A 25,068-nucleotide genomic window follows, 5' to 3' on the forward strand; every position below is an offset into this window, starting at 1 on the left:
GGTCCCGAGGCTGACCGGAAAACGAAACCCGCCGAACCAGCGTCACCGCTTGGCCAAACTGAGGATGATGAGGATAGTGAATCGTCAGAGAAACATGGGTAGTGTGTGAGTGCTTCGCAGATGCCCAAGGCCACCCGTGTTGCTGGGTTCTGGACGTGGAAGAAGCTTGGACGAAGCGTCAATGCCGGAGCCAAAGGCATCCGCATTCTTGCGCCGGTCCTGGGCGTTCGCCGGAAGAGGGACACTAGTGCCGAGAAGGACCTCACCGGGCAGAACGAGCCGATGCTGTTGGGTTTCCGCAACGCCTACGTCTTCGATATCTCACAGACCAACGGTGTTGAGTTGCCAGAGATGGAGAGCGTCAACGGCGACCCCGGCGAGAACATCGAGCTCCTGACCGCGTTCCTCACCAGCAAAGGGATTGCAGTGAGCTACAGCGAGAAGATTGCGCCAGCCCTTGGCATCAGCTATGGCGGACACATCGTGTTGCTACCGGGACAGTCGAAGGCTGAAGCCTTCAGCACGCTTGTCCATGAGGCAGGACACGAACTCCTGCACCGCAACGAACGCCGCACGGCAACGACGAAGACCGTGCGCGAGACGGAAGCCGAGGCCGTGGCGTTCGTTGTGGGGAAAGCCCTGGGGCTCGTGACCGGTTCGGCGTCTGCCGACTACATCCAGCTCTATAATGGCAATGCCTTACTCTTGGCCGAGAGCTTGGAAGTCATTCAGCAGACCGCTAGCATCATCCTTGCCGGACTGGAGCGGCGCGACGCGGACGAACTGACAGACGAGGAACTTGCGGCGGTCGCAGCATGAATACCGTGCGCGCGAGCAAGTAACAATCCTCTCGCTACACGAGACTGGGTAGACGGGATGCAGGCACTCCCGTCTACCTTTTTGGCGGCGCGGGAGACACCCTGCGGGGTTCTCCCGGCCCTCTTCCGGCGCCACGAAAGCTGTCATTCACACCGAATTCTGCACAAACGGTCTACACAGTTCCTACACAGCCACGATTAGCCGGATTAACCCATTTCGGATGAGTAATTTCTGAAATGGTATTCACCCTGCGGGAATGACAAGCCTGCGGAAATGACATGGAAAGAGGTTTGGCTGGAAGGTGAAGCGGACTGAATCAGAGGCTCTCAGCTGGCGGCGAAGAGCATGGCCTGGGCTGGTGTGGGGCGGCCCGCGGCGGCGGGCTGCTTGCGGGTGTTTATGGGGGTTCCGGTGGCGCGGGTGAGGAGCGCGTCGGAGGAGCGTTCGCCGAGGCGGTGGATGTGGCAGACCTGGCGCACGAGGTTGGCCATCTTGTTGCGGTAGTCGGTGCCGGCGAAGTCCATGGTAGCGTAGCGGCGTTCGTAGTCGGCGGCGAGGTGGGGGAACGTGTCGCGAACGAAGCTCAGCCAGGTAGGACGCGAGCACGATTTGAGGAACAGCGGGTGAGCTCCCAGAAAGCTGGCACCCGCTGCGGCAGCACGGTTCGCGACGGCGTCGAGCGACTGCAAACTATCGTTGATGCCGGGAAGCAGAGGGGAGCAGAGCACCCCGGCGGTGAGACCGGCTTCGCGCAGTTTGCGGACGGCATCGAAGCGGAGCTCGGGGCGGGGAGCGCGGGGTTCGAGCTGGCGGGCGAGCGCGCTGTCCGTGGTGGTGATGGTGATGTGGATGACGAGTGTGTTCTTCGCGGCGATCTGCTTGAGGAGTTCGATGTCGCGCGTGATGAGGTTCGACTTGGTGATGAGGCCGATGCGAAGGCCTTCGTGTTTCGCGAAGACTTCGAGCAAGGAGCGGGTGATGCCGACGCGGCGCTCGATCGGCTGATAGGGGTCGGTGGCGGTGCCGATGGCGATCTCGTCCTGATGTTTAGCGAGGTTGGGGCCGATGGCGCGGAGCTCCTGTTCGAGGAGCCAGGCGGCGTTCTCCTTGAGGTAGATCTCGCGTTCGAAGGCGAGTGCCCAGGGCTGCTGCGGACCTTCGTAGGTGCCGATGGGGATCTCGGCGATAGGGGCGGGCTGGAGGAACTCGTGGGTGTAGCGGGCGTAGCAGTATTTGCACGCGAACTCGCAGCCGCGATAGGGGTTGATGGACCACGCGAGGGAGAGCTGGCGTTTGGAGACGGACTTGTTGAGGATGGAGCGGGCGGTGAGGGACTTGAACTCGATGAGGTGCCCGTCGTCTGCGTGCGTGGCCAGCGCGGCGAGGCGGGAGAGACCTTTGGGAGCGACGGCCTGGCCGACGATGGGAAAGAGCTGGGGGGTCGTTGTCTGTTTCGCCATATCTTCGCCTCTCAATGATGCTGAGGTTAGGTTCGAACGAGGTCGATGTCAAGAGATAATTTCGCCTTAGTTTCGCTTTTTGAGCGTGGGGCGGCTAAGTTGTAGAAATGATTGGCGAGTGGCAAAACGCGAGTTTTTTAGGGAATCCGAGAAGTTAACGGCGGGAGGTGGGGGCGAAGGGAAGGAAGAAGACGAATTGGGTGCCGGTATTGCTGCCGGGGGCGGGGCTGGCGAAGGTGAAGGTGCCGTGATGGCGTTGGACGATCTCGGAGCTGATGGAGAGACCGAGGCCTCTGCCTTTGCGTCCTTTGGTGGTGAAGAAGGGTTTCAGGATCTTGTCGCGGAGATCGTCGGGGATGCCTCTGCCGGAGTCGGTGATCGAGGCGGTGAGGCCTTCGCTGTCCGGCTGGATGGAGAGTCGCAGGGTACCGCCGTTGGGCATGGCATCAATAGCGTTGCTGACCAGGTTGGCGATGACCTGGCGGATTTCGCCTTCGTGGCAGAGGACGGTGGCGAGGTTCTCGGGCCAGCAGGTCTCCACCTTGATATTGGAGGAGCGCAGCGGAACCTGAAGGAGGGCGAGGGCGGACTCGAAGAGTTCAGGGATGGAGGTGGCGGTGGGACCGGTGTCGTGGCGATAGAACTTGAGGGTGTGCGAGGTGATGCTGGCGATGCGGCCGAGTTCGGTCTGCGCCATGCCGAGATACTGTCGTTCGTCGGGACCAATCGCTCCCATGCCGATGAGGTAGAGGAGGTTCATGACGGATTCGAGGGGGCTATTGATCTCGTGGGCGACGGACGCGGTGATCTTCTCGATGGCGGCCATATTTTCGAGCTTGCGGGCAGCTTCGAGGGCCTCGAGCTGAGACTTGCTGACCATCTCGACCCAGACGGACTTTTCGCGATAGGAGGCGATGAGCAGGGCGATGGTGAAGAGGAGAGCGTTGCCGACACCGATGCGGGCCAAGGCCAGGCCACTGAAGGAGAGTGGTTGCCGGAGGCAGACGCTGCCTTCGTTGGGCATAAAGGCGGCCATGCCGACGTAATGCATACCGCAGATGGCGAGAGCGATGGCGATGGAGGCAAGGAGTCTGCGGCTGGGGCTGGCGACGCCGGTGCGGCTGCGGGCGAGGAGCTGCATGGCAGAAGAGGATGCGGCGATGGCGATGACGAGAGAGAGGACGACGAGATTGGCGTGCCACATGACGCCCTTGTCGAACTTGAGCGCGGACATACCGACGTAGTGCATGGCGCAGATGCCGCAGCCGACGAGGACGGCCTCAAAGAAGTTCGAGTCTGGCTTGCCTTTAAGTTGATTGCGGACGACGCGGTGCATGGCGAAGACGGACGCGGCGATGGCGATGAGGACGGAGAGCAGGGTTCTGTCGATGGAGTAATAGAGGGGGAAGTCGGGCTTCCAGGCGACCATGCCGACGAAGTGCATGGACCAGATGCCGAGACCGAGAGCGAAGCCGCCGAGCGTGGCCCACTGGCGGGGCTTATCGCTGAACTGAGTGTGATCGATGCATTCGAACGCGACGTATCCCGCGAAACAGGCGATCAGAAACGAGCCGAGGATGGTCCATGGATCATAGCTGCCAGGCAAAGAGAACTCCGTGTCACAGAACGGCCAGGAATGGATTGATTCAGTGGAGCGAGTCTAACCGATTGCTGCTTGAGCGGCAGGGAGTTGTGCGTGAGAAGAGTGCGGAAGTTCGCCTAAAAGAGGAAAGAGTCAGGAGGCCGGTTGACGGTGGGCGCGCACGGTTGAGGCTAGCCACAAGGTGAGGGCGAGGGCGAGGAGGACGAGTCCGGCGATGCCAAGGAAAATCGCAGGGTAGCCGTAGTAGCTGATGACGAGGCCAGCGATGGGGCCGGTGAGGAAGAGCGCCAGGTCGACGAAGGCGGAGTAGACGGCGAGGACGGAGCCTCGGGAGGCGGGCGGGAAGTTGTTGGAGACTTCGACGCCAAGGGCAGGGAAGACGAGGGAGAAGCCGAGGCCGGTGAGGCCGCAGCCGATATAGGCGAGTTCGCGGGAGTGGTTGAAGGCGAGCAGGGCGAGACCGAGGGCTTCGATGGCAAAGGAGATGGCGGCGATGGGGAAGCCGCCGAAGCGGTCGATGAGGCCGGCGAAGAGCAGGCGGGCGCAGACGAAGGCCGACCCGTAGATGGTGAGCGAGAGCGCGGCGCCTTCCCAGTGCTGGTGGGCGAAGTAGAGGGTGACGAAGGCGGCGATGACACCGAAGCCCATGCCGCCGAGGGCGAGCGCTAGGCCATAGGGGGTGACGCCGCGGAGGATGTGTCGGATGCCGAGCTGCTCGCCTTCCTGCGCGGCAGTGGAGGCCATGCGGGTGGCGGCGACGAAGGCGATGACGCAGAGGAGGGCGACGAAGAGGCCGAGGGAGGCGATGCCGAACTTCGAGGCGATGAGGATGCCTACGGGAGCTCCGACGGCGATGGGGGTGTAGGTGGCGACGCCGTTCCAGGCGATGACGCGGGCAGTGTTGGTAGGGCCGACGCGGCCGATGCCCCACATGATGGCTCCGACGGCACCGAGGCTTTCTCCGACGCCGAGAGAGAGGCGGCTGATGACGAGCGCGGTGAGGGCGATCCAGAGGGTGTGCTGGAAGAGGCCGGCGAGGACGAGGATGAGGCCGCTGGCTCCGGTGAAGATGAGGGCGCGGCGAACGGTCTGGCGGGGGCCGAGGGTGTCTGCCATGCGGCCCGCGTAGCCACGCGAGGCGAAGGTGGCGATGTACTGCAAGCTGACGAAGAGGCCGGCGAGGATGGCGCTGAGGCCGAGCTGCTGGTGGACGAAGGTCGGCAGCGTGGCGAGGAAGACGCCGATGCAGAGATAGGTGATGAAGGTGAAGAAGACGGCCGGGAGGATGTTGAGGGTGATGTGGCGGTCGGCGGTTCTGGACGCGGCGTCGGCGGGTGGGGTCGTGCTGGGCATTTCGAGTAGTTTATTCGATCGGAAAGTGGGTAGACTCGCTCCATGGAAAGCCCATGGTTCCGCATGACTTTGGAGATGCCGGAAGTTCCTTTTCGTATGCGGCCCTTACGGCCATTGACGGATGAGGAGTTGGAGCGGCTTTCTGCGCGGCAAGATGTCCTCCATATTGAGAGGGAACCGAATGGCGAGCTGGAGGTTAGGCTCGTTGGAGGCACGATAGCCGGTGCCGTCGCCACGGACCTCATGTGTGAGTTGTATGCGTGGAGTGATGATGCGGGCGTAGGCCGGGTGCTGCCGAATGTGGGCTATTTCTTGAGCGATGGTTCGATGCGTGGTCCTCGGGTGTCGTGGGTTACGGAAGCGACATACGCGGTGCATAAAGAGCGGGAAGGAGATGGCTTTCTTCGCGGGGCGCCTCCGTTTGTGATCGAGGTCGTCTCCTTGCAACGGACGCCGCAGGAGTGGCGTGAGCGCATGGAAATTTGGATGGAGAACGGCGTTGAACTTGGGTGGCTGTTCGATCCATCGCGGAAGACGGTCGAGGTTTATCGTGCGGGGCGAGCGATGGAGGAGCGGCATGAGCCGGCGACGATGTGTGGCGAGGGGCCGATAGCTGGGTTTGTGCTGGAGTTGGGGAAGGTTTGGGGGTAGGTGTCGAGTGTGGCGGCGAGGTTGAGGAAGGCAATTCAGTCGCTACGGCTGCCTTTGCTCCGGCCCTTCGACGTTGCTCAGGGCAGAGCGGTAGCGCCTGCGGCGCGGCGGTTATTGGGTCGGCTGAAGCCGGGCCCTCCTGGGTGGTGGCGCTTGTAATGTTTGGGCGCGGGACTGGTTCGTCAACCCGTTCATCCGCGATTATGCTGCTTATGAACGGGGCACCCGGCGATCGCACGAGCTAAAACCAATGGTCGTGCATGCGTTGCAAGAAAGCGGTTGTAATCGGATAGCCCGATGCAGACCCTATTACTGAATCTACCGGGCATTTTGGACATAATGCCGTTTGGTTGTCGTCCACCCATAAGACAATCTCAGCTGGAGCGAAAATAGACAAGCAATAGAAGCACCCACAAGACACGCTGGCTTCGATTTCGACTCGGTTTCGCCATGAGTGTTTGTGCGCAAGAAGATGGTCATCGTTGCCGCCGGGTATTTTTAGATTGAGGCTGAGCGTCATTCAATGATACTCAAGCGCATCTTTCGAAAAAGCGAGCCGAATTATTGACCTGAGCCACCGTTTCCGGCATACTTAGAGGGTTGTCTGCACTCCCGTGCAGGCTAGTCGAGACCACGCCCTTGCGGAACAGCGCATGTATGGGGTGGGAGACGAGGTAATGATGTCCAAGAAAGTTTCCAAGAATATTGCGAAGGCGCGCGCCCTTGTGGAGCAGCGTCCGTATGCCATCGGCGAGGCCATTCCCCTGTTGCAGAAGGCCAAGTGGGCCAAGTTCGACGAGACCGTCGATCTGACGCTGCGCCTGGGTGTCGATACCCGCCACGCTGACCAGATGGTCCGCGGCACGGTGGTTCTTCCCCATGGTCTCGGCGGCAAGTCGAAGATCGTGGCTGTAATCGCTTCGGGCGACAAGGTGCGTGAGGCTGAGGCCGCAGGTGCGGAGTTCTTCGGTGGTGAGGAGCTGGTTGAGAAGATCCAGAAAGAGAACTGGACCGGTTTCGACGCCCTGATCGCCACGCCTGACATGATGCGCTCGGTCGGTAAGCTGGGTAAGGTCCTCGGACCGCGCGGCTTGATGCCGAACCCGAAGACCGGTACCGTGACCACGGATGTAGCTGCGGCGATCGCTGAGATCAAGGCCGGTAAGGTCGAGTTCCGCGCGGACAAGACGGCTCTGGTTCATGTTCCGGTTGGTAAGTTGTCGTTCCCGATTGAGAAGATCGAGCAGAACGCGATGACCGTGATCTCGGCTGTGATGAAGGCGAAGCCTTCGGCGGCCAAGGGCAAGTACGTGAAGCGCATCATTCTGAGCTCGACGATGGGCCCCGGCGTTGAGCTGGATGCGGCAACGGCGGAAGTCGCGGCAAAGGCCTAAGAGCAGGGAATAGGAAGTAGGGAGTAGGGAGTCGTGACGCCCCGTTCCCGATGCAGCTTTCGAGCGATATAGAGATTAGCCGGAGAGATTGGAAGTCCGGCAGTGAAGGTTAGGTTTTTACCATGGCATTGACCAAGGCGAAGAAGAACGCAAAAGTACAAATGATGGCGACGGAGCTCGAGCACTCGACTTCGGCCATCATCGGCACCTTCAAGGGCATGACGGCCGCGAAGGATTTTGAGCTGCGCAAGGTTGTCCGCGCGGCGGGCGGTAACTACCACGTCGTGAAGAACAAGCTGGCTGCGAAGTCGGCTGAGGGCACGAAGGTAGAAGAGGCTCTCAAGGGGCTGAAGGGTGTGTCGTCGGTTGCGTACACCTCAGGTGACCCGGTGGCGCTGGCAAAGGCGCTGACCACCTGGATCAAGGACAACGCAGAGTTCACCTTCAAGCTGGGCATCGTCGACGGCAAGGTGATCAACGTTGCCGAGATTGACTCGCTCTCGAAGCTCCCGGGCAAGGAAGAGCTGTTCTCGAAGCTGCTGTTCCTCATCCAGTCGCCGGCACAGCGCCTGGCTACGGTTATCAACGCGACCGGCCGCAATCTGGCTGTCGTGGTGAACATGGCCGCAGAGCAGGGCAAGTTCGGCGCTCCGGCTGCCGAAGCGAAGGCTGAGGCTCCGGCTGCAGAGGCACCCGCTGCGGAAGCTGCACCTGAGGCTCCGGCCGCAGAGGCTGCTGCAGAGGCACCGGTTGCAGAAGCTCCGGCGGCTGAGGCTGTTGCTGCTGAGCCCGAGGCGACGACGCCTCACTCGGCCGAGCCGGTCGAAGGCTAACCAAGTTTCGTCGCTAGTTTTTCAGGTGCGCAGTCTGGGCGCAACGGAAACCTGAAGAGCGGCGGCAGCCTGAGGCAGACGAGCGCCGCAGGAGAACCAAATACGCAGTACCCAATTTTTAGTAATCACTGGAGAACATCATGGCAGACATTCAGCAGTTGGAAGATCAGATCGTTGCTCTCAGCCTCCTCGAGGCTTCTGAGTTGGTGAAGAAGCTCGAAGAGCGTCTCGGCGTTTCGGCAGCGGCAGCGGTTGCTGCAGCTCCTGCAGCAGGCGGCGGCGCAGCTGCTCCGGCAGCAGAAGAGAAGACCGAGTTCACCGTCATCCTGAAGGATGCCGGCGCGAACAAGATCAACACCATCAAGGCTGTACGCGAAGTGACCGCTCTTGGTCTGAAGGAAGCCAAGGACCTGGTCGACGGCGCTCCGAAGCCTCTGAAGGAGAACATTTCGAAGGACGACGCGGCTGCTATTGCCAAGAAGTTCGACGGAATCGCGACGGTCGAAATCAAGTAGTTATGTACCGGCCAGTTTATCTGGCTTGCACGGAAAGGCAGAGTGCGGTATCCTCTTGAGTGGGGATATCCGCCTCTGCCTTGGTGTGTAAGTGCAGCCGGTTTGCAGGCGGTGGGCTCCCAGAGATTGCAGTCTTTATGGCTGCCAACTTGAACTGAGCTTAAGTTTTGGTAGTAGTTTTCCGGTTCATCCTGGCAATGCGAAGCAGGTTATGGAGCCGGCCACCTTGTGGTTCGAGCGGCGGGTCCGCAGGGTGAAACGTGTGACAAGCGGCAAACTCTTGATCCCTTGGCCAAGGGATCAAAGGGCGGCGACTATTCATCGTTTTTGTTGTGGTGAGATTTCCAAGATTTGCGCATTTGCGCTCTCCGGGCGAGCTGTCCCGAAGGGCGCTTTCGTCGTCTCTGCCAGAGTTTCCAAGCACTAACTGCCTTAGATTCTTCATCTGCCTGATTTTTCAGGGAGATGCCGCATGTTGCGACGCTGTACCCGCTTGAAACGTTGTAACAGTTCGCGCCTTGTGAAGATCAAGGGCGAAGGCACGGAAAAAGTTTATGCCCCGCAGAATGCTTCGCTGGGGTTCTAGTAGCAAGCGCTTCAGGTTGTGTCTCCGCGAGGGGAGCCATGACCGGAACAGGCGCACACTGAGTCCAATGAGGGGGCGCCGCAAACTGCGGAGGCCTTCTCCCTTGAGAGATAAGCCCGCACGGTGGGTGGACGATCTCAGGGCCTCGAACCAAGCAGCCGCCGCCTCACCCGCGACCGGCAAGGAGAGAGCATGTCGAATCCAAACAACCGCGACACGAACATCGCAATGCGGGCCATCCGCCAGCGACTCGACTTTTCCAAGATCCCAACGTCGATCCAGATCCCGAACCTGATTGAGGTGCAGCGCCGCTCGTATGAGCGCTTCCTCCAGATGGACAAACTGCCGCAGGAGCGCGAGGACAACGGACTTCAGTCCGTGTTCACCTCGGTGTTCCCGATCACGGACTTCCGCAACGTTTCGGAGCTTGAGTTTGTCGATTACTCGATCGGCAACTGGGAGTGCAAGTGTGGCTACCTGAAGGGGCTGAACCACCTGCGCACTGCCTGCACCAGCTGCGGCCACATGGTCATCACCGATCCGTTCCATCCCGGCGATGTACTGTGCAAGTTCTGCGGCACGTACAACAAGAACACCCCTGACTTCTGCACCAAGTGCGGTGACCCGGTGGGCCTGCAGTTGAAGTATGACCAGGCTGAATGCGAAGAGCGCTCGATGACCTACAGCGCCCCGCTGAAGGTGACGATCCGTCTGAAGATCTACGACAAGGATCAGGAGACTGGCGTCAAGACCCTGCGCGATATGAAGGAGCAGGAAGTCTTCTTCGGCGATATTCCGCTGATGTCGGCTAACGGCACGTTCATCGTCAACGGCACCGAGCGCGTCATCGTTTCGCAGCTGCACCGTTCGCCCGGCGTCTTCTTCGAGACGGCGAACAACCGCACCTACTTCCTGGGCAAGATCATTCCGTACCGCGGCTCGTGGGTGGAGTTCGAGTACGACCAGAAGAACACGCTGTATGTCCGCATCGATCGCAAGCGCAAGTTCCTGGGAACGATCTTCCTGCGCGCTCTCGGCCTGCGTACGGATGAGGAGATCCTCAAGACCTTCTACACGGTCGATACCCTCAATGTGGCTGAAGGCAAGCTGAGCTGGACGCTGGCGACCGACGAGGTCCCGACGAACCTGCTGGGCAGCCGTACAACTGCGGCTCTGCACAACAGCAAGAAGGAAGAGATTGTTGCTGCGGGCAAGAAGATCGGTAACAACGCGCTGAAGCAGCTTCGTGCTGCAGGCGTGACCTCGGTTGAGGTGGAGACCAGCGAGCTGGAAGGCGCGATGATCGCCGCCGACGTGATCGACATGACCACCGGCGAGCTGATGTACGAGGCCAACGCCGAGCTGACCGCGGACAAGCTGCATAAGATCCTCCAGTCGGGTGTGACGACCTTCCAGGTCTTCTTCCCTGAGCGCGACGACGTAGGCAACATCATTGCCAACACGCTGCGCCGCGACTCGGTGCGCAAGCCCGAGGAAGCGCTGATTGAGATCTACCGCAAGCTGCGTCCCGGCGACCCACCGACGCTCGATACGGCGACCGCCCTGTTCGAAGGTATGTTCTTCGATCCGCGCAAGTATGACTTCTCGCGCGTAGGCCGCCTGAAGTTCAACATCAAGCTGTATGAGAACCAGGACCCGGCGGGCCTCGATCACCGCACGCTGACGCCTGAGGACTTCTACGGCACGATCCGTTACCTGCTGAAGCTGCGCAAGAATATCGGCAACGTTGACGACATCGATCACCTTGGCAACCGCCGCGTCCGCGCTGTAGGCGAGCTCATGGAGAACCAGTTCCGCATCGGACTTGTTCGCATGGAGCGCGCGATCAAGGAGAAGATGAGCGTGTATCAGGAGATGTCGACGGCGATGCCGCACGACCTGATCAACGCGAAGCCGGTGATGGCCGCGATCCGCGAGTTCTTCGGATCGTCACAGCTGTCGCAGTTCATGGATCAGACGAACCCGCTCTCCGAGATCACGCACAAGCGCCGCCTGTCGGCCCTTGGACCTGGTGGTCTGTCGCGTGAGCGCGCTGGCTTCGAAGTCCGCGACGTTCACCCGACCCACTACGGCCGCATCTGCCCGATCGAGACGCCGGAAGGACCGAACATCGGTCTTATCTCGTCGCTGTCGTGCTTTGCGCGCATCAATGAGTATGGTTTCATCGAATCGCCCTACCGCAAGGTGAAGGACGGCGTGGTGCTGGACTACGTTGCTGTGACGAATGCCGGTGAGTCCGGGCTTCGCCAGGGTGATTCGCTCGAGATCTCCGATTCCGTCAAGCTGAACAAGCAGTTGAAGAAGGACGGTAAGCGGACGATGGATCTGGAGCCGTTCAGCTTCTATCTGTCGGCATGGGAAGAGGACCGTCACACGATCGCGCAGGCGAACATCACGCTCGATGCCGAGCTGAACATCGTCGACGATCTGGTCAACGCTCGTAAGCAGGGCAACTTCGTGCTGGTGCCGAAGGCCGAGGTCGACTACGTCGACGTTTCGCCGAAGCAGCTGGTGTCGGTTGCAGCTTCGCTCGTGCCGTTCCTTGAGCATGACGATGCGAACCGCGCGCTGATGGGTGCGAACATGCAGCGCCAGTCGGTGCCGCTGCTTGTAGCTGAAGCGCCGTTCGTCGGAACGGGTATGGAAGGCGTAACGGCGCGCGATTCGGGCGCTGTGATCCTGGCCAAGCGTAACGGTATCGTCGACTCGGTCGATTCTGAGCGCATCATCGTGCGTGTGGAGGGTGAGCACCACCCAACACAGCTGTCGCGCGAGGTTGGTTCGGACATCTATCAGCTGACTAAGTTCAAGCGCTCGAACCAGAACACCTGCATCAACCAGAAGCCCATCGTTCGCCACGGCGACCGTGTGATCAAGGGCCAGGTGATTGCAGATGGTCCTTGCACGGAACAGGGTGAGCTCGGCCTCGGTCGTAACGTTCTCGTAGCGTTCATGCCGTGGCGCGGTTACAACTTCGAGGACGCGATCCTCATCTCGGAGAAGCTGGTCCGCGAGGACTACTACACCTCGATCCACATCGAGGAGTTCGAGATCGAAGCGCGCGACACGAAGCTTGGACCGGAAGAGATCACGCGCGATATCCCGAACGTTTCCGAGCACGCTCTGCGTGACCTGGACGAGTCGGGCATCATCCGCATCGGCGCCAAGATCGGCCATAACGACATCCTGGTCGGAAAGGTCACGCCCAAGGGCGAGACCCAGCTGACGCCGGAAGAGAAGCTGCTGCGCGCCATCTTCGGTGAGAAGGCCGGCGACGTACGCGATGCTTCACTGACGTGCCCTCCGGGCATCGAAGGCACGGTCGTGGATGTTCGTATCTTCAGCCGCAAGGGACAGGAAAAGGACCAGCGTGCACTGCTGATCGAACAGGAGATGGTGGAGAAGCTCGAGCGCAACCTTGCGGACGAGATTCGAATCCTGACGGACGAGCGCCTCAAGCGTCTCGACGACATCCTGGGCGCGAAGGAGGTGCTGGCTGATCTGCACGACGAGCGCACAAACAAGAAGCTGCTCTCGAAGGGCGACATCCTGACGCGCGAGATGATCGAGCTGATCTCGACGCGTAACCTGAAGCGTATTCGTTATACGGACAAGGATCCGCGCGTCAACGAGCAGATCGACGAGATCGAAGAGATGACTTCGCGTCAGATCGACGTACTCCGCAAGATCACCAACGAGAAGATCGGCAAGATGTCCAAGGGCGATGAGTTGTCGCCGGGCGTGATCAAGATGGTGAAGGTGTACATCGCGATGAAGCGCAAGCTTTCGGTCGGCGACAAGATGGCCGGACGCCACGGTAACAAGGGTGTGATCGCGCGCATTCTGCCGGAAGAAGACATGCCGTACCTGCCGGATGGAACGCCGGTAGAGATCGTGCTGAATCCGCTGGGCGTACCTTCGCGTATGAACGTCGGACAGATCCTCGAGACGCACCTTGGCTGGGCAGCACACACGCTCGGACAGAAGGTGGCGGAACTCGCTGCGAAGCACCAGGAAGCTGGTGAGGTGAAGGAGATCTTCAAGGAAGCGTTCAAGAACACGGCAGCGTTGCATCAGCTGCTGGCGCTCGATGACGAGCAGACGATGCGCGTGGCGGCTGGTATGCGTCGCGGCATCTGGTTCGGCACGGCAGTGTTCGATGGCGCGCAGGAGTCGGAGATCAAGGCGCTGCTCGCAGCGGCCGGACTTCCGAGCTCGGGTAAGAGCGAGATGTTTGACGGCATGACGGGTGAGGCTTTCGAGCAGCCTGTCACGGTCGGCTACATCTACATGTTGAAGCTCTCCCACCTTGTCGACGACAAGATCCACGCTCGTTCGATCGGACCGTACTCGCTGATCACGCAGCAGCCGCTGGGTGGCAAGGCGCAGTTCGGCGGACAGCGCTTCGGTGAGATGGAAGTGTGGGCGCTTGAAGCATATGGCGCGGCTTACATTCTGCAGGAGCTCCTCACTGCGAAGTCTGACGATGTGTTCGGCCGTACGAAGATCTACGAGGCCATCGTCAAGGGTGAGGCTGCGATCGAGCCGGGTGTACCGGAGTCGTTCAACGTACTTATCCGCGAGCTGCAATCGCTTTGCCTCGACGTCGAGCTGGTCAAGAAGAAGTCCGACGTTGCGGTAGAGGTTGAAGCTATGCCGGAGCTCGCAGTCGCCGATTAGCTTTTAGCCTCCAGCTGCTAGCTCCTAGCTTGTGTAACGGCTTGAGCTAGCAGCGGAGGCGAAGCAGAGATTGAAGAAGCGCCTGCAGTCAAAAAGCAGGCACGACAGAAGAAACGTAGAAGCAGTAGAACAGCAGCGAAGCTCGCAACAGGCCCTTAGAGTACCGACAGGGCGAAACAAAAAGTTGGCATCGAGCTAAGCACTGCAACGGAGAGAAAATACATGTTCCGCTCCAGTCCCTTTGAAGCAACGGGTCCGATCACGGACTTCGACTCAATCAAGATTCAGCTCGCCAGCCCCGAGAAGATCCGCTCGTGGTCGCATGGTGAGGTCACCAAGCCGGAGACCATCAACTACCGCACCTTCAAGCCTGAACGCGATGGTTTGTTCTGCGCGCGCATCTTTGGACCGATCACCGACTGGGAGTGCCTCTGCGGCAAGTACAAGCGCATGAAGCACCGCGGCGTGATCTGCGACAAGTGCGGCGTTGAGGTCACCCTGTCCAAGGTTCGCCGTGAGCGCCTGGGCCACATCGAGCTGGCTTCGCCCTGCTCGCACGTGTGGTTCTTCAAGGGCTTGCCCTCGCGTATCGGCCATCTGCTAGACATCTCGCTCCGCGAGCTCGAGGCAGTTCTCTACTTCGAGAGCTACGTCGTGGTCGATCCAGGCGACGCGCCCGTGAAGGAGCGCGAGGTCATCAAGGACGAGAACCGCTTCCGCGAGCTCGACCAGCAGTATCGCCCCTCTGGCTTCAAGGCGATGATGGGTGCCGAAGCGATCAAGGAACTGCTCAAGCGCGTTGAGATTGCTGAGCTGTCGATTGAGCTTCGCGAGCGCATGAAGACTGAGACCTCGCTGCAGAAGAAGCTGAAGTATGCGAAGCGTCTGAAGGTTGTAGAGGCGTTCAAGCGTTCGGACAACAAGCCCCAGTGGATGATCCTCGACGTGATCCCCGTGATCCCGCCTGAGCTGCGCCCGCTGGTGCCGCTGGACGGTGGCCGTTTCGCTACGTCGGATCTGAACGATCTGTACCGCCGCGTGATCAACCGTAACAACCGCCTGAAGAAGCTGATGGACCTGCACGCACCTGAGGTCATCGTGCGTAACGAAAAGCGCATGCTGCAGGAGGCCGTCGACGCTCTGTTCGATAACGGTCGCCGTGGCCGCGTTCTCCGTGGTGCGAACAACCGTCCGCTGAAGTCGCTCTCGGATACGCTCAAGGGCAAGCAGGGTCGTTTCCGCCAGAACCTTCTCGGTAAGCGCGTGGATTACTCCGGTCGTTCGGTGATCGTGGTTGGACCCGAGCTGAAGCTGCACCAGTGCGGTCTTCCCAAGAAGATGGCGCTCGAGCTCTTCAAGCCGTTCATCTATCACCGTTTGGAACAGACGGGTCACTGCACGACCATCAAGCAGGCCAAGGAGATGGTGGAGCAGCAGGATTCGATCGTTTGGGACATCCTCGAAGAGGTCATCAAGGACCATCCCGTATTGTTGAACCGCGCCCCGACACTGCATCGCCTGGGTATTCAGGCGTTTGAGCCGGTGCTGGTTGAAGGTAAGGCCATCAAGATCCACCCGCTCGTCTGCACGGCGTTCAATGCCGACTTCGACGGTGATCAGATGGCAGTGCACATCCCGCTGAGCCCGGAGGCGCAGATTGAAGCGTCCGTGCTGATGCTGGCTTCGCACAACATCCTTTCGCCCGCGAGCGGTAACCCGATCACGGTGCCCACACAGGATCTCGTGCTGGGTCTGTACTACCTCACGAAGGCCAAGGTCAACGCCAAGGGCGAAGGCCGCGTGTTCGCGAACATCGAGGAAGTGCTGATGGCGCTCGAGGCCAAGCAGGTCGAGACGCTCACGCCGATCCGTCTGCGCTACACCGGCCCCGTGCTCGACATGACCGTCGCTTATGACGATCAGGACATTCTGCACACCGAGGCTGTGGAGTTCAACAAGCAGTTCATCAACACGACCGTCGGTCGCGCGATCCTGAACGACCGTCTGCCTGAGGGCATGCCGTATGTGAACGGCCTGCTGAAGAAGAAGGGCATCGGTCAGCTGATCAACTACCTGTACCTGAACCTCGGTCTCGAGGTTACGGTGCACTCGCTCGACAACATCAAGGAGCTTGGCTTCCAGTACGCCACGCGCTCGGGTCTGTCGGTCGGCCTGGATGACATGGTCATCCCGGCTTCGAAGTACACCGTTGTACATGAGGCTGAGAAGCAGGTCATCGCGATGCAGCAGCAGTACCTCGACGGCTCCATCACGAACCTTGAGCGTTCGAACAAGGTGACGCAGATGTGGTCGGGTGTGACCGAGAAGGTCGCCGACGACATGTTCAACAACATGAAGCGCGCGGACAAGGAAGGGACCATGAACCCGATTTACATCATGGCCGATTCCGGTGCGCGTGGTTCGAAGCAGCAGATTCGTCAGCTGAGCGGTATGCGCGGACTGATGGCCAAGCCCTCGGGCGAGATCATCGAGACGCCGATCACTGCAAACTTCCGCGAAGGTCTCACCGTTCTGCAGTACTTCATCTCGACCCACGGTGCTCGTAAGGGCCTCGCGGATACGGCGCTGAAGACCGCTGACTCGGGTTACCTCACGCGTCGTCTTGTCGACGTCGCGCAGGACGTGATCATCTCGGAGCTGGATTGCGGCACGGTCGAAGGCATCTACGTGATGCCGATCATCGAAGCCGGTGAGACCATCGAGCCGTTGCGTGACCGTATCATCGGCCGCGTCTCGCTCGAGAAGCTCAAGGACTTCGAGGGCAAGACGATCGTCGAGATCAACGAAGAGATCGACGAAGAGAAGGCGTCGGCTGTGCAGGCTGCGGGTATCGAGAAGGTGAAGATCCGCTCGGTGCTGACCTGCGAATCGAAGCGCGGATGCTGCATTCTGTGCTACGGCCGTAACCTCGGTTCTGGCAAGATGGTCGAGATGGGCGAGGCTGTCGGCGTTATCGCAGCGCAGTCCATCGGCGAGCCTGGCACCCAGCTGACGATGCGTACCTTCCACGTAGGTGGAACGGCTTCGCGTTCGGCGGATGCTTCTCACCTCGAGGTGAAGAACGACGGTAAGGTCGTCTTCATCAACCTCGTCACCGTCCGCAGCAAGGAAGGTGGCCTGGTGGCCTTCAACCGTAACGGCTCAATCGCCGTTATCGATGCGAAGGGCCGTGAGAAAGAGCGCTACGCGATTGTGTACGGCGCGAAGCTGAAGGTAGAAGACGGTGAGGCAGTCAAACTCGGCCAGGTGATCGGCGAGTGGGACCCCTACACGTTCTCGATCCTGACGGAAATCGCCGGCACGATCCAGTTCAAGGACCTGCAGGAAGGCGTCACGCTGAACGAAGAGATCGACGAGGTCACAGGCCTTTCGCGTCTCGTCGTCGGCGAGTCCAGCGATGAAAAGCGCCAGCCGATGATCATCATCAAGTCGGCAAAGGGTACAAAGCGTTACCTGATGCCGTCGCGTGCTCACCTTATGGTGCAGGACGGCGATGAGGTCAACCCGGGCGATATCCTCGCGAAGATCCCGCGTGAAACGACTCGTACGAAGGACATCACGGGCGGTCTGCCGCGCGTGGTCGAGCTCTTCGAGGCACGTAAGCCGCGTGATCCGGCGATCATCTCGAAGATCGACGGTGTGGTTCGCTTCGGCGATGTCAGCAAGGGACAACGTAAGGTGTACGTCACTGCGGACAACGGCCAGGAAGAGGAGTACAGCGTTCCTCGCGGTGTGTACGTCAACGTGCAGGAAGGCGAGCGCCTTCGTGCCGGTGATGCGCTGATCGACGGACCTCGTAACCCGCACGACATCCTTGAGGTGCTGGGCGAGCGCGAGCTGCAGATGTATCTCGTCGACCAGATCCAGGAGGTCTACCGTCTCCAGGGCGTGTCCATTTCGGACAAGCATATCGAGACAATCGTCCGCCAGATGCTGCGCTGGGTGAAGGTCGAAGAGGTTGGCGATTCCAACTTCCTGCTCGAGCAGCAGATCGACCGCTTCCGCTTCAACGCTGAGAACCAGCGCGTGCTGATCGAAGGTGGCCGTCCGGCCATCGGCCGTCCGCTGTTGCTGGGTATCACGAAGGCGTCGCTCTCGACCGATAGCTTCATCTCGGCTGCGAGCTTCCAGGAGACCACGCGTGTTCTTACAGAGGCTTCGATCAATGGCTCTGTCGATACACTGCGCGGCCTGAAGGAGAACGTCATCGTGGGTCGCCTGATCCCTGCCGGTACGGGCATGCTGTACTACCGCAACATCCAGCTCTCCCCCGAGCTGGAAGAGGCGGCAGCTCAGGTGCAGCAGGAGGTCACTGCGGCGATCGAAGCCGAAGAGCGCGAGCTGGAACAGATGCGCATGGAAGGCGAACAGGAAGAGATGGCTGCCGAATAGGCGCTATCACAATCGAAACTACGAACGGGCGGACTCGAGAGAGTCCGCCCGTTTTTGCGTGAAGATCTGGTTCACCGATCGCAAGCATAGCCTATGTGTTTCAGCGGATACCTTACGGATCTACAGGTTACTTCTTCGTGGCTGAATGTCCGAAGCTTGTTCCGGCGAACTCGATGCTTACGACGGGGCCGCCCTGGGAGAGTTGGCCTACCTCTCGGATGAAGGCTGGGACGTCGCCTTCCAAGACCCACAGCATGATGTCTTTGGGCTGTTTATCGATGATGGGGGCGATCACTGCGGCGACTCCGCCGAGGTTTGGGTGGATGCGGAAGACGGTGGCCTTTCGTGTGCGGCCTGCGATGCGGAAGGACTGCTCGCCCGTGCTGGTGAAGTCGAGTTTGATGAGACGGCCCTTATCTGTGGTCGCTACCATGCCCACGCTGAAGGCAGCGTCTCGGCTCACGTTGAGAACGAGGCTGCCGACCATGCCGTTAGCGACGTCGTTGGGCAGATCCATGTGGTTGGACTCGGTCTTGGTCTCGCCCTTTTTGTTGGTGGTCTTCACGGTGACCATGCCGGTTGCCGCTTCGACGGTGATGTCGGTGTCTTCCTTGAAGAAGGGTCCGTGCTGTACGTGGCGATCGCGCACTAGCTGGAAGGTGCCGTGCTGACGGAAGACGGTGGTCTCTTCATCCACGGAGCCGTCCAGAAAGCGGAAGGTGAGTGTGGTGTGGACTTCGTCGCCTGTTGCGTACTGGATGAGTTCACCATCGCCGAGCTGCTTGCCTGTCTCGGAACGGACCACGAGGAAACCGCGCTCTGCTCCCAGCGTGTGCTTTACGGTGATTGGTTCGCTATGGGCTGCCCCTGCCGCCAGCATGATGGCTAATCCCGCACCTACGAGTTTCATGTATCCCTGCCTCCGCGCGGCTTTTCCGCATTCACTCTACTCAGATGCAAATGGGAGGATGGCGCGGAATCAGTTCGATAAATTCTCAGAGGCGGCGACCTCGCGCTGCTGGGTGAGGCTTGCGAGTGCGAGGCCTTCTTCGTGCTTTTGGGCGATGAACTTGCTGCTGCCGACACGCTGCGAGGTGTAGATGCCTGCGTGGCCTGAGAAGAGGTAGGCGATGACACAGGCGATGCCTGCATAGGCTCCGGCTTCTGCGCCGAAGAGTTCTACGGCCATCAGCGTAGAGGCGATGGGCGTGTTGGCGGCTCCGGCGAAGACGGCTACGAAGCCCATCGCAGCGAGCAGCGAGGGAGAGAGCGGGATGAGATGTGAGAGGGCGTTGCCAAGCGTGGCGCCGATGTAGAAGAGAGGCGTGACCTCGCCGCCTTTGAAGCCGAAGCCGAGCGTGACGGCGGTGAAGAGGGTTTTTGCAGCGAAGTCCCATGGAGCTACCTTGCCGGTGAACGAGCCGACGATGGTAGGGATGCCGAGGCCAAGGTACTTGAGCGTGTGGGCTGTGCCGAGAGCGAAGACGACTGTGGTGATCAGCAGGCCTCCGATGAAGGGACGCAGCGGGGCGCTGGGGATGTGGTTCTTGGCGAAGTGCGCGATGGCGTGGGTGAGCTTGGCGAAGATCATTGCGACCAGGCCGAAGACGATGCCTGCGAGGACCGCGTAGAGGATTCCTAGCGCGGTGATGGGCGGGATATCGGAGACGGGGTAGTGGGTGTGGCCCATGTGAATGCGGGTGAGGATCTGGTGGGTGACGAGGTCTCCGACGACGGCTGCGAGGAAACACGGAGCGATGGCGGTGTAGTCGATGCGGCCGAAGGCGAGGACTTCGAGGCCGAAGACAGCGCCGGCAAGCGGAGTTCCGAAGACGGAGCCGAAGCCAGCGGCGATACCTGCCATCAGTAGCGTGCGGCGTTCATGCGGAGCGAGACGGAGCGGCTTTGAGAGTTGGTCAGCGAGCGAGGCACCGGTCTGGAGGGCGGTGCCTTCGCGGCCCGCGGAGCCGCCGAAGAGATGCGTCATAAAGGTGCCGATGAGGATCAGCGGCGTCATGCGGGCGGGGATCGTGTCCTTCGGCTTGTGAATCTCTTCGAGGAGCAGATTGTTGCCTGCGACGACGGATGCGCCGAAGCGTGCGTACATGAGGCCAACCAGCCAGCCAGCGGGCGCGAGCAGGAGGATGAGCCAAGTGTGAGCTTCGCGGAGTCGCGTGGCGAGGTCAAGGGACCAGAGCAGGAGCGCGGAGGCGGCTCCGGCCATGAGGCCAACGAGGGACGCAATGGGGATCCAGCGACCGAGCTCGACGAGCATCAGCGACTGTTCGCGAAGGGAGTTGCGGAGGGAGGTTTTGGGCAATGGGTCTCCTTTGAGATGTAGGAGTCATCAGCACCGACCGTGAGGTCGGGCGTCTGCGGCGAACCCCATCGCCTTGATTTGATAGCTCAAGCGTAGCAGCGAGAAAAAGCAGAGTCAACGCATTAGCGAGGCAGAAACTGTTCAGACGTAAAGGTGGAGGCGGGCAGACCATCGGCGTTGTAGAGGTTGTCGGCGACATAGCCCTGCCAGCCAAAGCGGACGTACATGGGAGCCGCGACAGACTTTGCGTGGACGAGGACGGTGGTGCCCTGGATGGTGGCTTGTGCGGGGACGAAGTGGTGGTCGGCTCCGGCGATCTCGAAGCTGTTGAGCGATTTGCTGTGGGTCATGAGGCCTTCGGCGTGATCGAACCAGACGCGCATCGCGGCGCCGCCGTCGCGCTGTGACTCAGGGGTGGCCTGGTGCAACGTCGGGCCGAGGTAGTTTACGTGATCTCCGTAGACGAGTGTGCGAGCGGCCAAGGCAAGGCGTGCGGCTACGGTTTTCTTGTCTGGCGGGTGGACGTTGTCGAACTGGCCGACATCGAGTGTGACGGCCATTGCTGTGTTGGCGACGGCGAGCGATCGGCGCTGCTGGTCGCGAACGGTGCCCCAGTCTTCCTCGGGTGAGTTGAAGCTGGCGATCTGCACATAGAGGAACGGCAGATCACCTTGCGCGAAGTGGGCGCGCCAGTCGCCGATCATGGAGCTGAAAAGTCGACCGTAGTAGGGGGCGCGATCGTGCGCCGAGTTGGTCTCACCCTGATACCAGAGAAAGCCTTTGAGGCTCATCGGCGTCAGCGGCGCGATCATGCCGTTGTAGAGGCCGGCGGGTAACCATGAAGTCGGGTCGGGGTGCCAGGGGTGTTTAGGCGCGGGCTTGCCACTGGACTTGGCTTCGTCGTTTTCGCGTGTTTCGGCGGCATTGATGGCGTTGGAGTCTGCGATGGATGCGGCGAAAGTAGCACGGCTGGCGAAGGCGGGCAGCAGAGCGGGATCGCTGCCGAGTGTGTCGAGGCTGGTCCACGAATCGGCGGGTGTTCCTCCCCAGGTGCTGTCGATGAGACCTATGGGTACGTTCTCGTGGGCGGCGATCTCGCGACCGAAGAAGTAGGCGACGGCGGAGAACTCCTTGGCGGTGGCCGGTGTGCATTGCGTCCAGGTTCCACCGACGTCGTTGAGCGGGAAGTCGGAGCTCTTGCGAGTGATGAGGAGGAGTCGCAGCTTAGGGTTGGTCGCTGCAGCGATCTCTTTCTCGCTGTCGTTCATGACCGCGTTGAAGAAACCGGCAAGAGGAAACTCCATATTGCTTTGACCGGAGGCGAGCCAGACATCGCCCACGAGGAGATCGGAGACGGTCTTTTCAGGGCCGTCGCCAGTGATCGTGAGTGTGTACGGTCCGCCCGCCGATTCGGGATTGAGATAGAGACTCCACTTACCGAGCGCGTTCGCTTCAGCGGCGAGGGTCTGCTGGTGAAAGTGCGCCGTCAGATGCGCTCCCGGTGTGGCCCATCCCCAGAGGTGAATGGGGCCACCGCGCTGCAGCACAGCGTGGTCGGAGATGGCGTTGGGAAGGCGGACTTCTGCCTGAAGGACGGGCGAAAAGCACAGTGTTAGAGCTGCGGCATAGAGCAGGCGCATGGGGAACCTCGGAGAGATATCTAGGGTGTGGGTAGAAAGCCGGGCGCGTCGTCAGCGCTGGCTTCGAGCGCGACCTTCCACTGTCCGGCGACCTTCTTCCAGACGGTGATATTGCGGCCGGAGAGTGTGACGGGCTGGCCGTTCTTGTCTTTGGCGGTGGCGGTGTAATGTCCCCAAGTGAAGCCACTGTTGCCACCGGGGGACATCTGGGCGCCTTCGGCGTACCAGGCGAGTTGGTAATCCTTTGGGTCCCAGACGGCAGCAGCGGCGATGGCTGCGCGGCCCCGGACAGGCGGCTTGCCGTTCTGCAGCGTGACGCCGTCCTCGGCGAACCAGGCGGCGAAGGCTTTGCCGCCTCCAGCGATGGTGGCGTCGGAGAACTGACCTTCGAGCTTGACGAGTTCGATCTCGCCGGGCGAGAGGGTGGGCATGGTGAGCGGACTCAGCGTGGGACCCTTGCCTAGCGGAGCGGCGCTGATGCCGGGCAGCGTGGCCTGGTTCTGTGCAGCGTCGGCGAGAGACGTCGGCGCCGTCACGATCAGAAGTAGAACAGCGAAGGTGGGAACGCGCTGGATCGCGAAAGGCTTCATGCTGGCGATTGTATCGAGGCTGTGGTTTGTGATGTAAGTGAGCGGCAAATCCGGCTATACTTCCGCATCATGAACGCTTCCACCGAGATGTCTGACGCAGGGAGTCAGCCGGATGAGGTGCATGTCGAGTTCACTCTTGCGCTGGGCGAAGGCAAGGTCCATGCCGAGGCCATTGTGCCCACGGCGAAGGTGACGCTGACGCAGCTGCTGCCGGTGCTGCAGGGCTTGTCGTCAAGCATCATTGGGGCGGTGGTGGGGCAAGTAGAGGAGGAGGGCCATGCGATCTCCTGCAAAGCCGGTTGTGGAGCGTGTTGCCGACAGCTGGTGCCGATCAGCTTGTTCGAAGCAGAGGCGATGGCAGAGTGGATTCGAAGCCTGTCGCAAGAGCAGCAGGTAGGACTGCAACAGCGATTTGATCATGCCTTGCGGACGTTCGCGTCGACGGGGTTCCTGGAGCAACTCGATCCGGCGAAGCTGAAAGATTTGAGTCTTGAGGAGCGAAAAGTCATGGGACAGGAGTATGTGCGACAAGGGGTGGCGTGTCCTTTTTTACAGGATGAGTCGTGCAGCATCCATCCCAATCGCCCGCTGATCTGCCGTGAATACCTAGTGACGTCTCCTGCGGAGTGCTGCTCGCATCCGACGCCGGAGACGGTGAAGATTGTGCCAATGCCGGTGACCCTGAGCAGTGCTCTGTACCGCGCGGGCAGGATGCTGCCGGGCGAGGTGAATGGCTGGATTCCTCTCGTGTTTCTGATGGCGTGGATGAAGATGGGAGCGCGGCCTGGAGACAGCTTTGAGGCTGGCGGACCTAAGCTACTCGCGGCGTTTCTGGAGCAGTGCGGCACGGCGTAAGCTGTTATGCTTCGCGCATGAGTCATGTTTTGTGGGTTGTGCTTCGTTGCATTGCCATTGCGGTACTGGCTGCGTTCGCCTGGCGACGGAAGAGCCTTACACCGTGGATATTTGTGGGCATGGTGGTAGGGCTTGAGCTCGGCTGCGATCTACCGCATGTCGCGGTGCAGCTGCGTGTGTTTTCAGACATCTTTCTGCGGCTGATCAAGACGATTGTGGCTCCGCTGATTCTCGCAACGCTGGTGGTGGGCATCGCCGGGCATGGCGACTTGAAGAGTGTTGGGCGCATTGGGATCAAGTCGCTGATCTACTTCGAGGTGGTGACGACGCTGGCGCTTGCGATCGGACTGATTGCGATCAATGTGAGCAAGGCAGGTGTGGGTGTCGATGCTGGCACGGCTGCTTCTCCCGTTGCAGGCGTCATCGCCGCTCCTCCGATGCACTGGGATGACTTTCTGCTGCATGTGTTTCCCGAGAACATTGCGAAGAGCGTGGCGGAAGGGCAGATTCTCCAGGTCGCGGTGTTTGCGGTGTTCTTTGGCATTGCGTTATCTCAATTGAAGGAGGAGAAGCGCGAGCCGGTGGTGAAGCTGTTCGAGAGCGTGAGCGAGGTGATGTTCAAGTTCACGAATGTGGTGATGTATCTTTCACCGCTGGCGGTGTGCGCGGCGATTGCATATACCGTCGGTCACAGCGGGCTTGGCGTTCTGGTGAACCTGGGCAAACTGCTGCTGACGTTGTATGGGGCTTTGATCGCTTTTCTGCTGCTGGTGCTGCTGCCAATCATGCTGCTGTTCCGCATACCGGTGATGCGGTTTATCCAGGCGATTGCAGAACCCGCGACGATTGCCTTCGGGACGGCAACGAGTGAAGCTGCGCTGCCGACGGCGATGGAGAATATGGAGGCGCTGGGTGTGCCTCGGCGCATAGTGGCGTTCGTGATTCCGGCGGGTTACAGCTTCAATCTCGATGGTTCGACGCTGTACCTCGCGGTGGCGGGGATATTTGTGGCGCAGGCTGGCGGAATTCATATGTCGATTGGCGAGCAGCTGGCGATGATGCTGACACTGCTGCTGACCAGCAAGGGTGTAGCAGGAGTGCCGCGCGCAACGATGGTGGTGATTCTGGCGACGGCTGCGACGTTCCATCTGCCCCTGGAGCCGGTGGCGATGATTCTCGGCGTAGATGTGCTGATGGATATGGCGCGCACGATGGTGAACGTGATTGGGAATTGCCTGGCCAGTGCAGTGGTGGCTAAGTGGGAGGGTGAGTTCGGGACGGAGCTACCGAGTGAGGCTGTGCTGGAGGGTGTTGAGGCTTAGAGAGTCATCTGAT

The 25,068-nt window shown here is 60.5% G+C and carries 16 protein-coding genes and 1 riboswitch; of the genes, 9 read left to right on the top strand and 7 right to left on the bottom strand.

The window, feature by feature from the left end:
• Positions 1–105: 105 nt before the first annotated feature.
• The gene (locus OHL14_RS09390) at positions 106–819 is read left to right on the top strand and encodes a zincin-like metallopeptidase domain-containing protein (RefSeq protein WP_317890407.1); all 714 of its coding nucleotides are present in this window, start codon (positions 106–108) and stop codon (positions 817–819) included.
• A gap of 326 nt (positions 820–1,145) precedes the next feature.
• Here the strand turns inward: OHL14_RS09390 and OHL14_RS09395 are convergent, their stop codons facing one another.
• The 3 genes from OHL14_RS09395 to OHL14_RS09405 form a co-directional block, all read right to left on the bottom strand.
• Complete coding sequence (locus OHL14_RS09395; RefSeq protein WP_263379085.1) at positions 1,146–2,279, bottom strand: SPL family radical SAM protein; 1,134 nt, start codon at positions 2,277–2,279, stop codon at positions 1,146–1,148.
• Between the two features lie 154 nt (positions 2,280–2,433).
• Complete coding sequence (locus OHL14_RS09400) at positions 2,434–3,885, bottom strand: MHYT domain-containing protein (protein ID WP_263379086.1); 1,452 nt, start codon at positions 3,883–3,885, stop codon at positions 2,434–2,436.
• Between the two features lie 129 nt (positions 3,886–4,014).
• Positions 4,015–5,235: an MFS transporter gene (locus tag OHL14_RS09405; protein WP_263379087.1), complete on the bottom strand. Its 1,221-nt coding sequence runs from the start codon at positions 5,233–5,235 to the stop codon at positions 4,015–4,017.
• Between the two features lie 42 nt (positions 5,236–5,277).
• On the opposite strand from OHL14_RS09405, the gene OHL14_RS09410 reads away from it, so the two are divergent.
• The 6 genes from OHL14_RS09410 (at position 5,278) to rpoC (ending at position 18,328) form a co-directional block, all read left to right on the top strand.
• Positions 5,278–5,886: a Uma2 family endonuclease gene (locus tag OHL14_RS09410; protein ID WP_263379088.1), complete on the top strand. Its 609-nt coding sequence runs from the start codon at positions 5,278–5,280 to the stop codon at positions 5,884–5,886.
• 680 nt (positions 5,887–6,566) lie between these two features.
• A complete protein-coding gene (rplA, locus tag OHL14_RS09415) occupies positions 6,567–7,280 on the top strand; it encodes a 50S ribosomal protein L1 (RefSeq protein ID WP_263379562.1) in 714 nt (237 codons plus the stop codon).
• A 122-nt stretch (positions 7,281–7,402) separates the two neighbouring features.
• The gene (gene rplJ / locus OHL14_RS09420) at positions 7,403–8,113 is read left to right on the top strand and encodes a 50S ribosomal protein L10 (protein WP_263379089.1); all 711 of its coding nucleotides are present in this window, start codon (positions 7,403–7,405) and stop codon (positions 8,111–8,113) included.
• Positions 8,114–8,253: 140 nt separating this feature from the next.
• Positions 8,254–8,628 carry a 50S ribosomal protein L7/L12 gene (gene rplL, locus OHL14_RS09425; RefSeq protein WP_263379090.1) on the top strand — a complete coding sequence of 125 codons (375 nt, stop codon included), beginning with the start codon at positions 8,254–8,256 and terminating at the stop codon, positions 8,626–8,628.
• Between the two features lie 778 nt (positions 8,629–9,406).
• Positions 9,407–13,915 carry a DNA-directed RNA polymerase subunit beta gene (rpoB, locus tag OHL14_RS09430; RefSeq protein WP_263379091.1) on the top strand — a complete coding sequence of 1,503 codons (4,509 nt, stop codon included), beginning with the start codon at positions 9,407–9,409 and terminating at the stop codon, positions 13,913–13,915.
• A 222-nt stretch (positions 13,916–14,137) separates the two neighbouring features.
• Positions 14,138–18,328: a DNA-directed RNA polymerase subunit beta' gene (rpoC, locus tag OHL14_RS09435; RefSeq protein ID WP_263379092.1), complete on the top strand. Its 4,191-nt coding sequence runs from the start codon at positions 14,138–14,140 to the stop codon at positions 18,326–18,328.
• A 127-nt stretch (positions 18,329–18,455) separates the two neighbouring features.
• Here rpoC and OHL14_RS09440 read toward each other — a convergent pair whose 3' ends face one another.
• The 4 genes from OHL14_RS09440 to OHL14_RS09455 form a co-directional block, all read right to left on the bottom strand.
• On the bottom strand, positions 18,456–19,238 hold the full coding sequence (locus tag OHL14_RS09440; RefSeq protein WP_263379093.1) for a hypothetical protein: 783 nt from the start codon (positions 19,236–19,238) through the stop codon (positions 18,456–18,458).
• Between the two features lie 69 nt (positions 19,239–19,307).
• Complete coding sequence (locus tag OHL14_RS09445) at positions 19,308–20,648, bottom strand: voltage-gated chloride channel family protein (protein ID WP_263379094.1); 1,341 nt, start codon at positions 20,646–20,648, stop codon at positions 19,308–19,310.
• Positions 20,649–20,659: 11 nt separating this feature from the next.
• Positions 20,660–20,730: riboswitch (Fluoride riboswitch) on the bottom strand.
• A 40-nt stretch (positions 20,731–20,770) separates the two neighbouring features.
• Positions 20,771–22,288, bottom strand: a complete 1,518-nt coding sequence (locus OHL14_RS09450) for a sialate O-acetylesterase (protein WP_263379095.1) — start codon at positions 22,286–22,288, stop codon at positions 20,771–20,773.
• Between the two features lie 20 nt (positions 22,289–22,308).
• Positions 22,309–22,878: a YybH family protein gene (locus OHL14_RS09455; RefSeq protein ID WP_263379096.1), complete on the bottom strand. Its 570-nt coding sequence runs from the start codon at positions 22,876–22,878 to the stop codon at positions 22,309–22,311.
• A 69-nt stretch (positions 22,879–22,947) separates the two neighbouring features.
• Here OHL14_RS09455 and OHL14_RS09460 point away from each other — a divergent pair, with 69 nt between their 5' ends.
• Together OHL14_RS09460 and OHL14_RS09465 are read left to right on the top strand one after the other, a co-directional pair.
• Positions 22,948–23,733, top strand: coding sequence for a YkgJ family cysteine cluster protein (locus OHL14_RS09460; protein WP_263379097.1), 786 nt, complete (start codon positions 22,948–22,950; stop codon positions 23,731–23,733).
• Between the two features lie 17 nt (positions 23,734–23,750).
• Positions 23,751–25,055: a dicarboxylate/amino acid:cation symporter gene (locus OHL14_RS09465; RefSeq protein ID WP_263379098.1), complete on the top strand. Its 1,305-nt coding sequence runs from the start codon at positions 23,751–23,753 to the stop codon at positions 25,053–25,055.
• The last annotated feature ends 13 nt before the right edge of the window (positions 25,056–25,068 follow it).

Source organism: Granulicella paludicola (genome assembly GCF_025685545.1).
GTDB classification, from domain to species: Bacteria; Acidobacteriota; Terriglobia; order Terriglobales; family Acidobacteriaceae; genus Granulicella; species Granulicella paludicola.

What these genes read in the sequence shown, in the direction of transcription:
- OHL14_RS09450 (WP_263379095.1), bottom strand. Translation starts at nt 22,288, where the DNA reads ATGCGCCTGCTCTATGCCGCAGCTCTAACACTGTGCTTTTCGCCCGTC.
- OHL14_RS09410 (WP_263379088.1), top strand. Translation starts at nt 5,278, where the DNA reads ATGGAAAGCCCATGGTTCCGCATGACTTTGGAGATGCCGGAAGTTCCT.
- OHL14_RS09440 (WP_263379093.1), bottom strand. Translation starts at nt 19,238, where the DNA reads ATGAAACTCGTAGGTGCGGGATTAGCCATCATGCTGGCGGCAGGGGCA.
- rplJ (WP_263379089.1), top strand. Translation starts at nt 7,403, where the DNA reads ATGGCATTGACCAAGGCGAAGAAGAACGCAAAAGTACAAATGATGGCG.
- OHL14_RS09460 (WP_263379097.1), top strand. Translation starts at nt 22,948, where the DNA reads ATGAACGCTTCCACCGAGATGTCTGACGCAGGGAGTCAGCCGGATGAG.
- OHL14_RS09405 (WP_263379087.1), bottom strand. Translation starts at nt 5,235, where the DNA reads ATGCCCAGCACGACCCCACCCGCCGACGCCGCGTCCAGAACCGCCGAC.
- OHL14_RS09455 (WP_263379096.1), bottom strand. Translation starts at nt 22,878, where the DNA reads ATGAAGCCTTTCGCGATCCAGCGCGTTCCCACCTTCGCTGTTCTACTT.
- rpoB (WP_263379091.1), top strand. Translation starts at nt 9,407, where the DNA reads ATGTCGAATCCAAACAACCGCGACACGAACATCGCAATGCGGGCCATC.
- OHL14_RS09465 (WP_263379098.1), top strand. Translation starts at nt 23,751, where the DNA reads ATGAGTCATGTTTTGTGGGTTGTGCTTCGTTGCATTGCCATTGCGGTA.
- rplL (WP_263379090.1), top strand. Translation starts at nt 8,254, where the DNA reads ATGGCAGACATTCAGCAGTTGGAAGATCAGATCGTTGCTCTCAGCCTC.
- OHL14_RS09395 (WP_263379085.1), bottom strand. Translation starts at nt 2,279, where the DNA reads ATGGCGAAACAGACAACGACCCCCCAGCTCTTTCCCATCGTCGGCCAG.
- rpoC (WP_263379092.1), top strand. Translation starts at nt 14,138, where the DNA reads ATGTTCCGCTCCAGTCCCTTTGAAGCAACGGGTCCGATCACGGACTTC.
- rplA (WP_263379562.1), top strand. Translation starts at nt 6,567, where the DNA reads ATGTCCAAGAAAGTTTCCAAGAATATTGCGAAGGCGCGCGCCCTTGTG.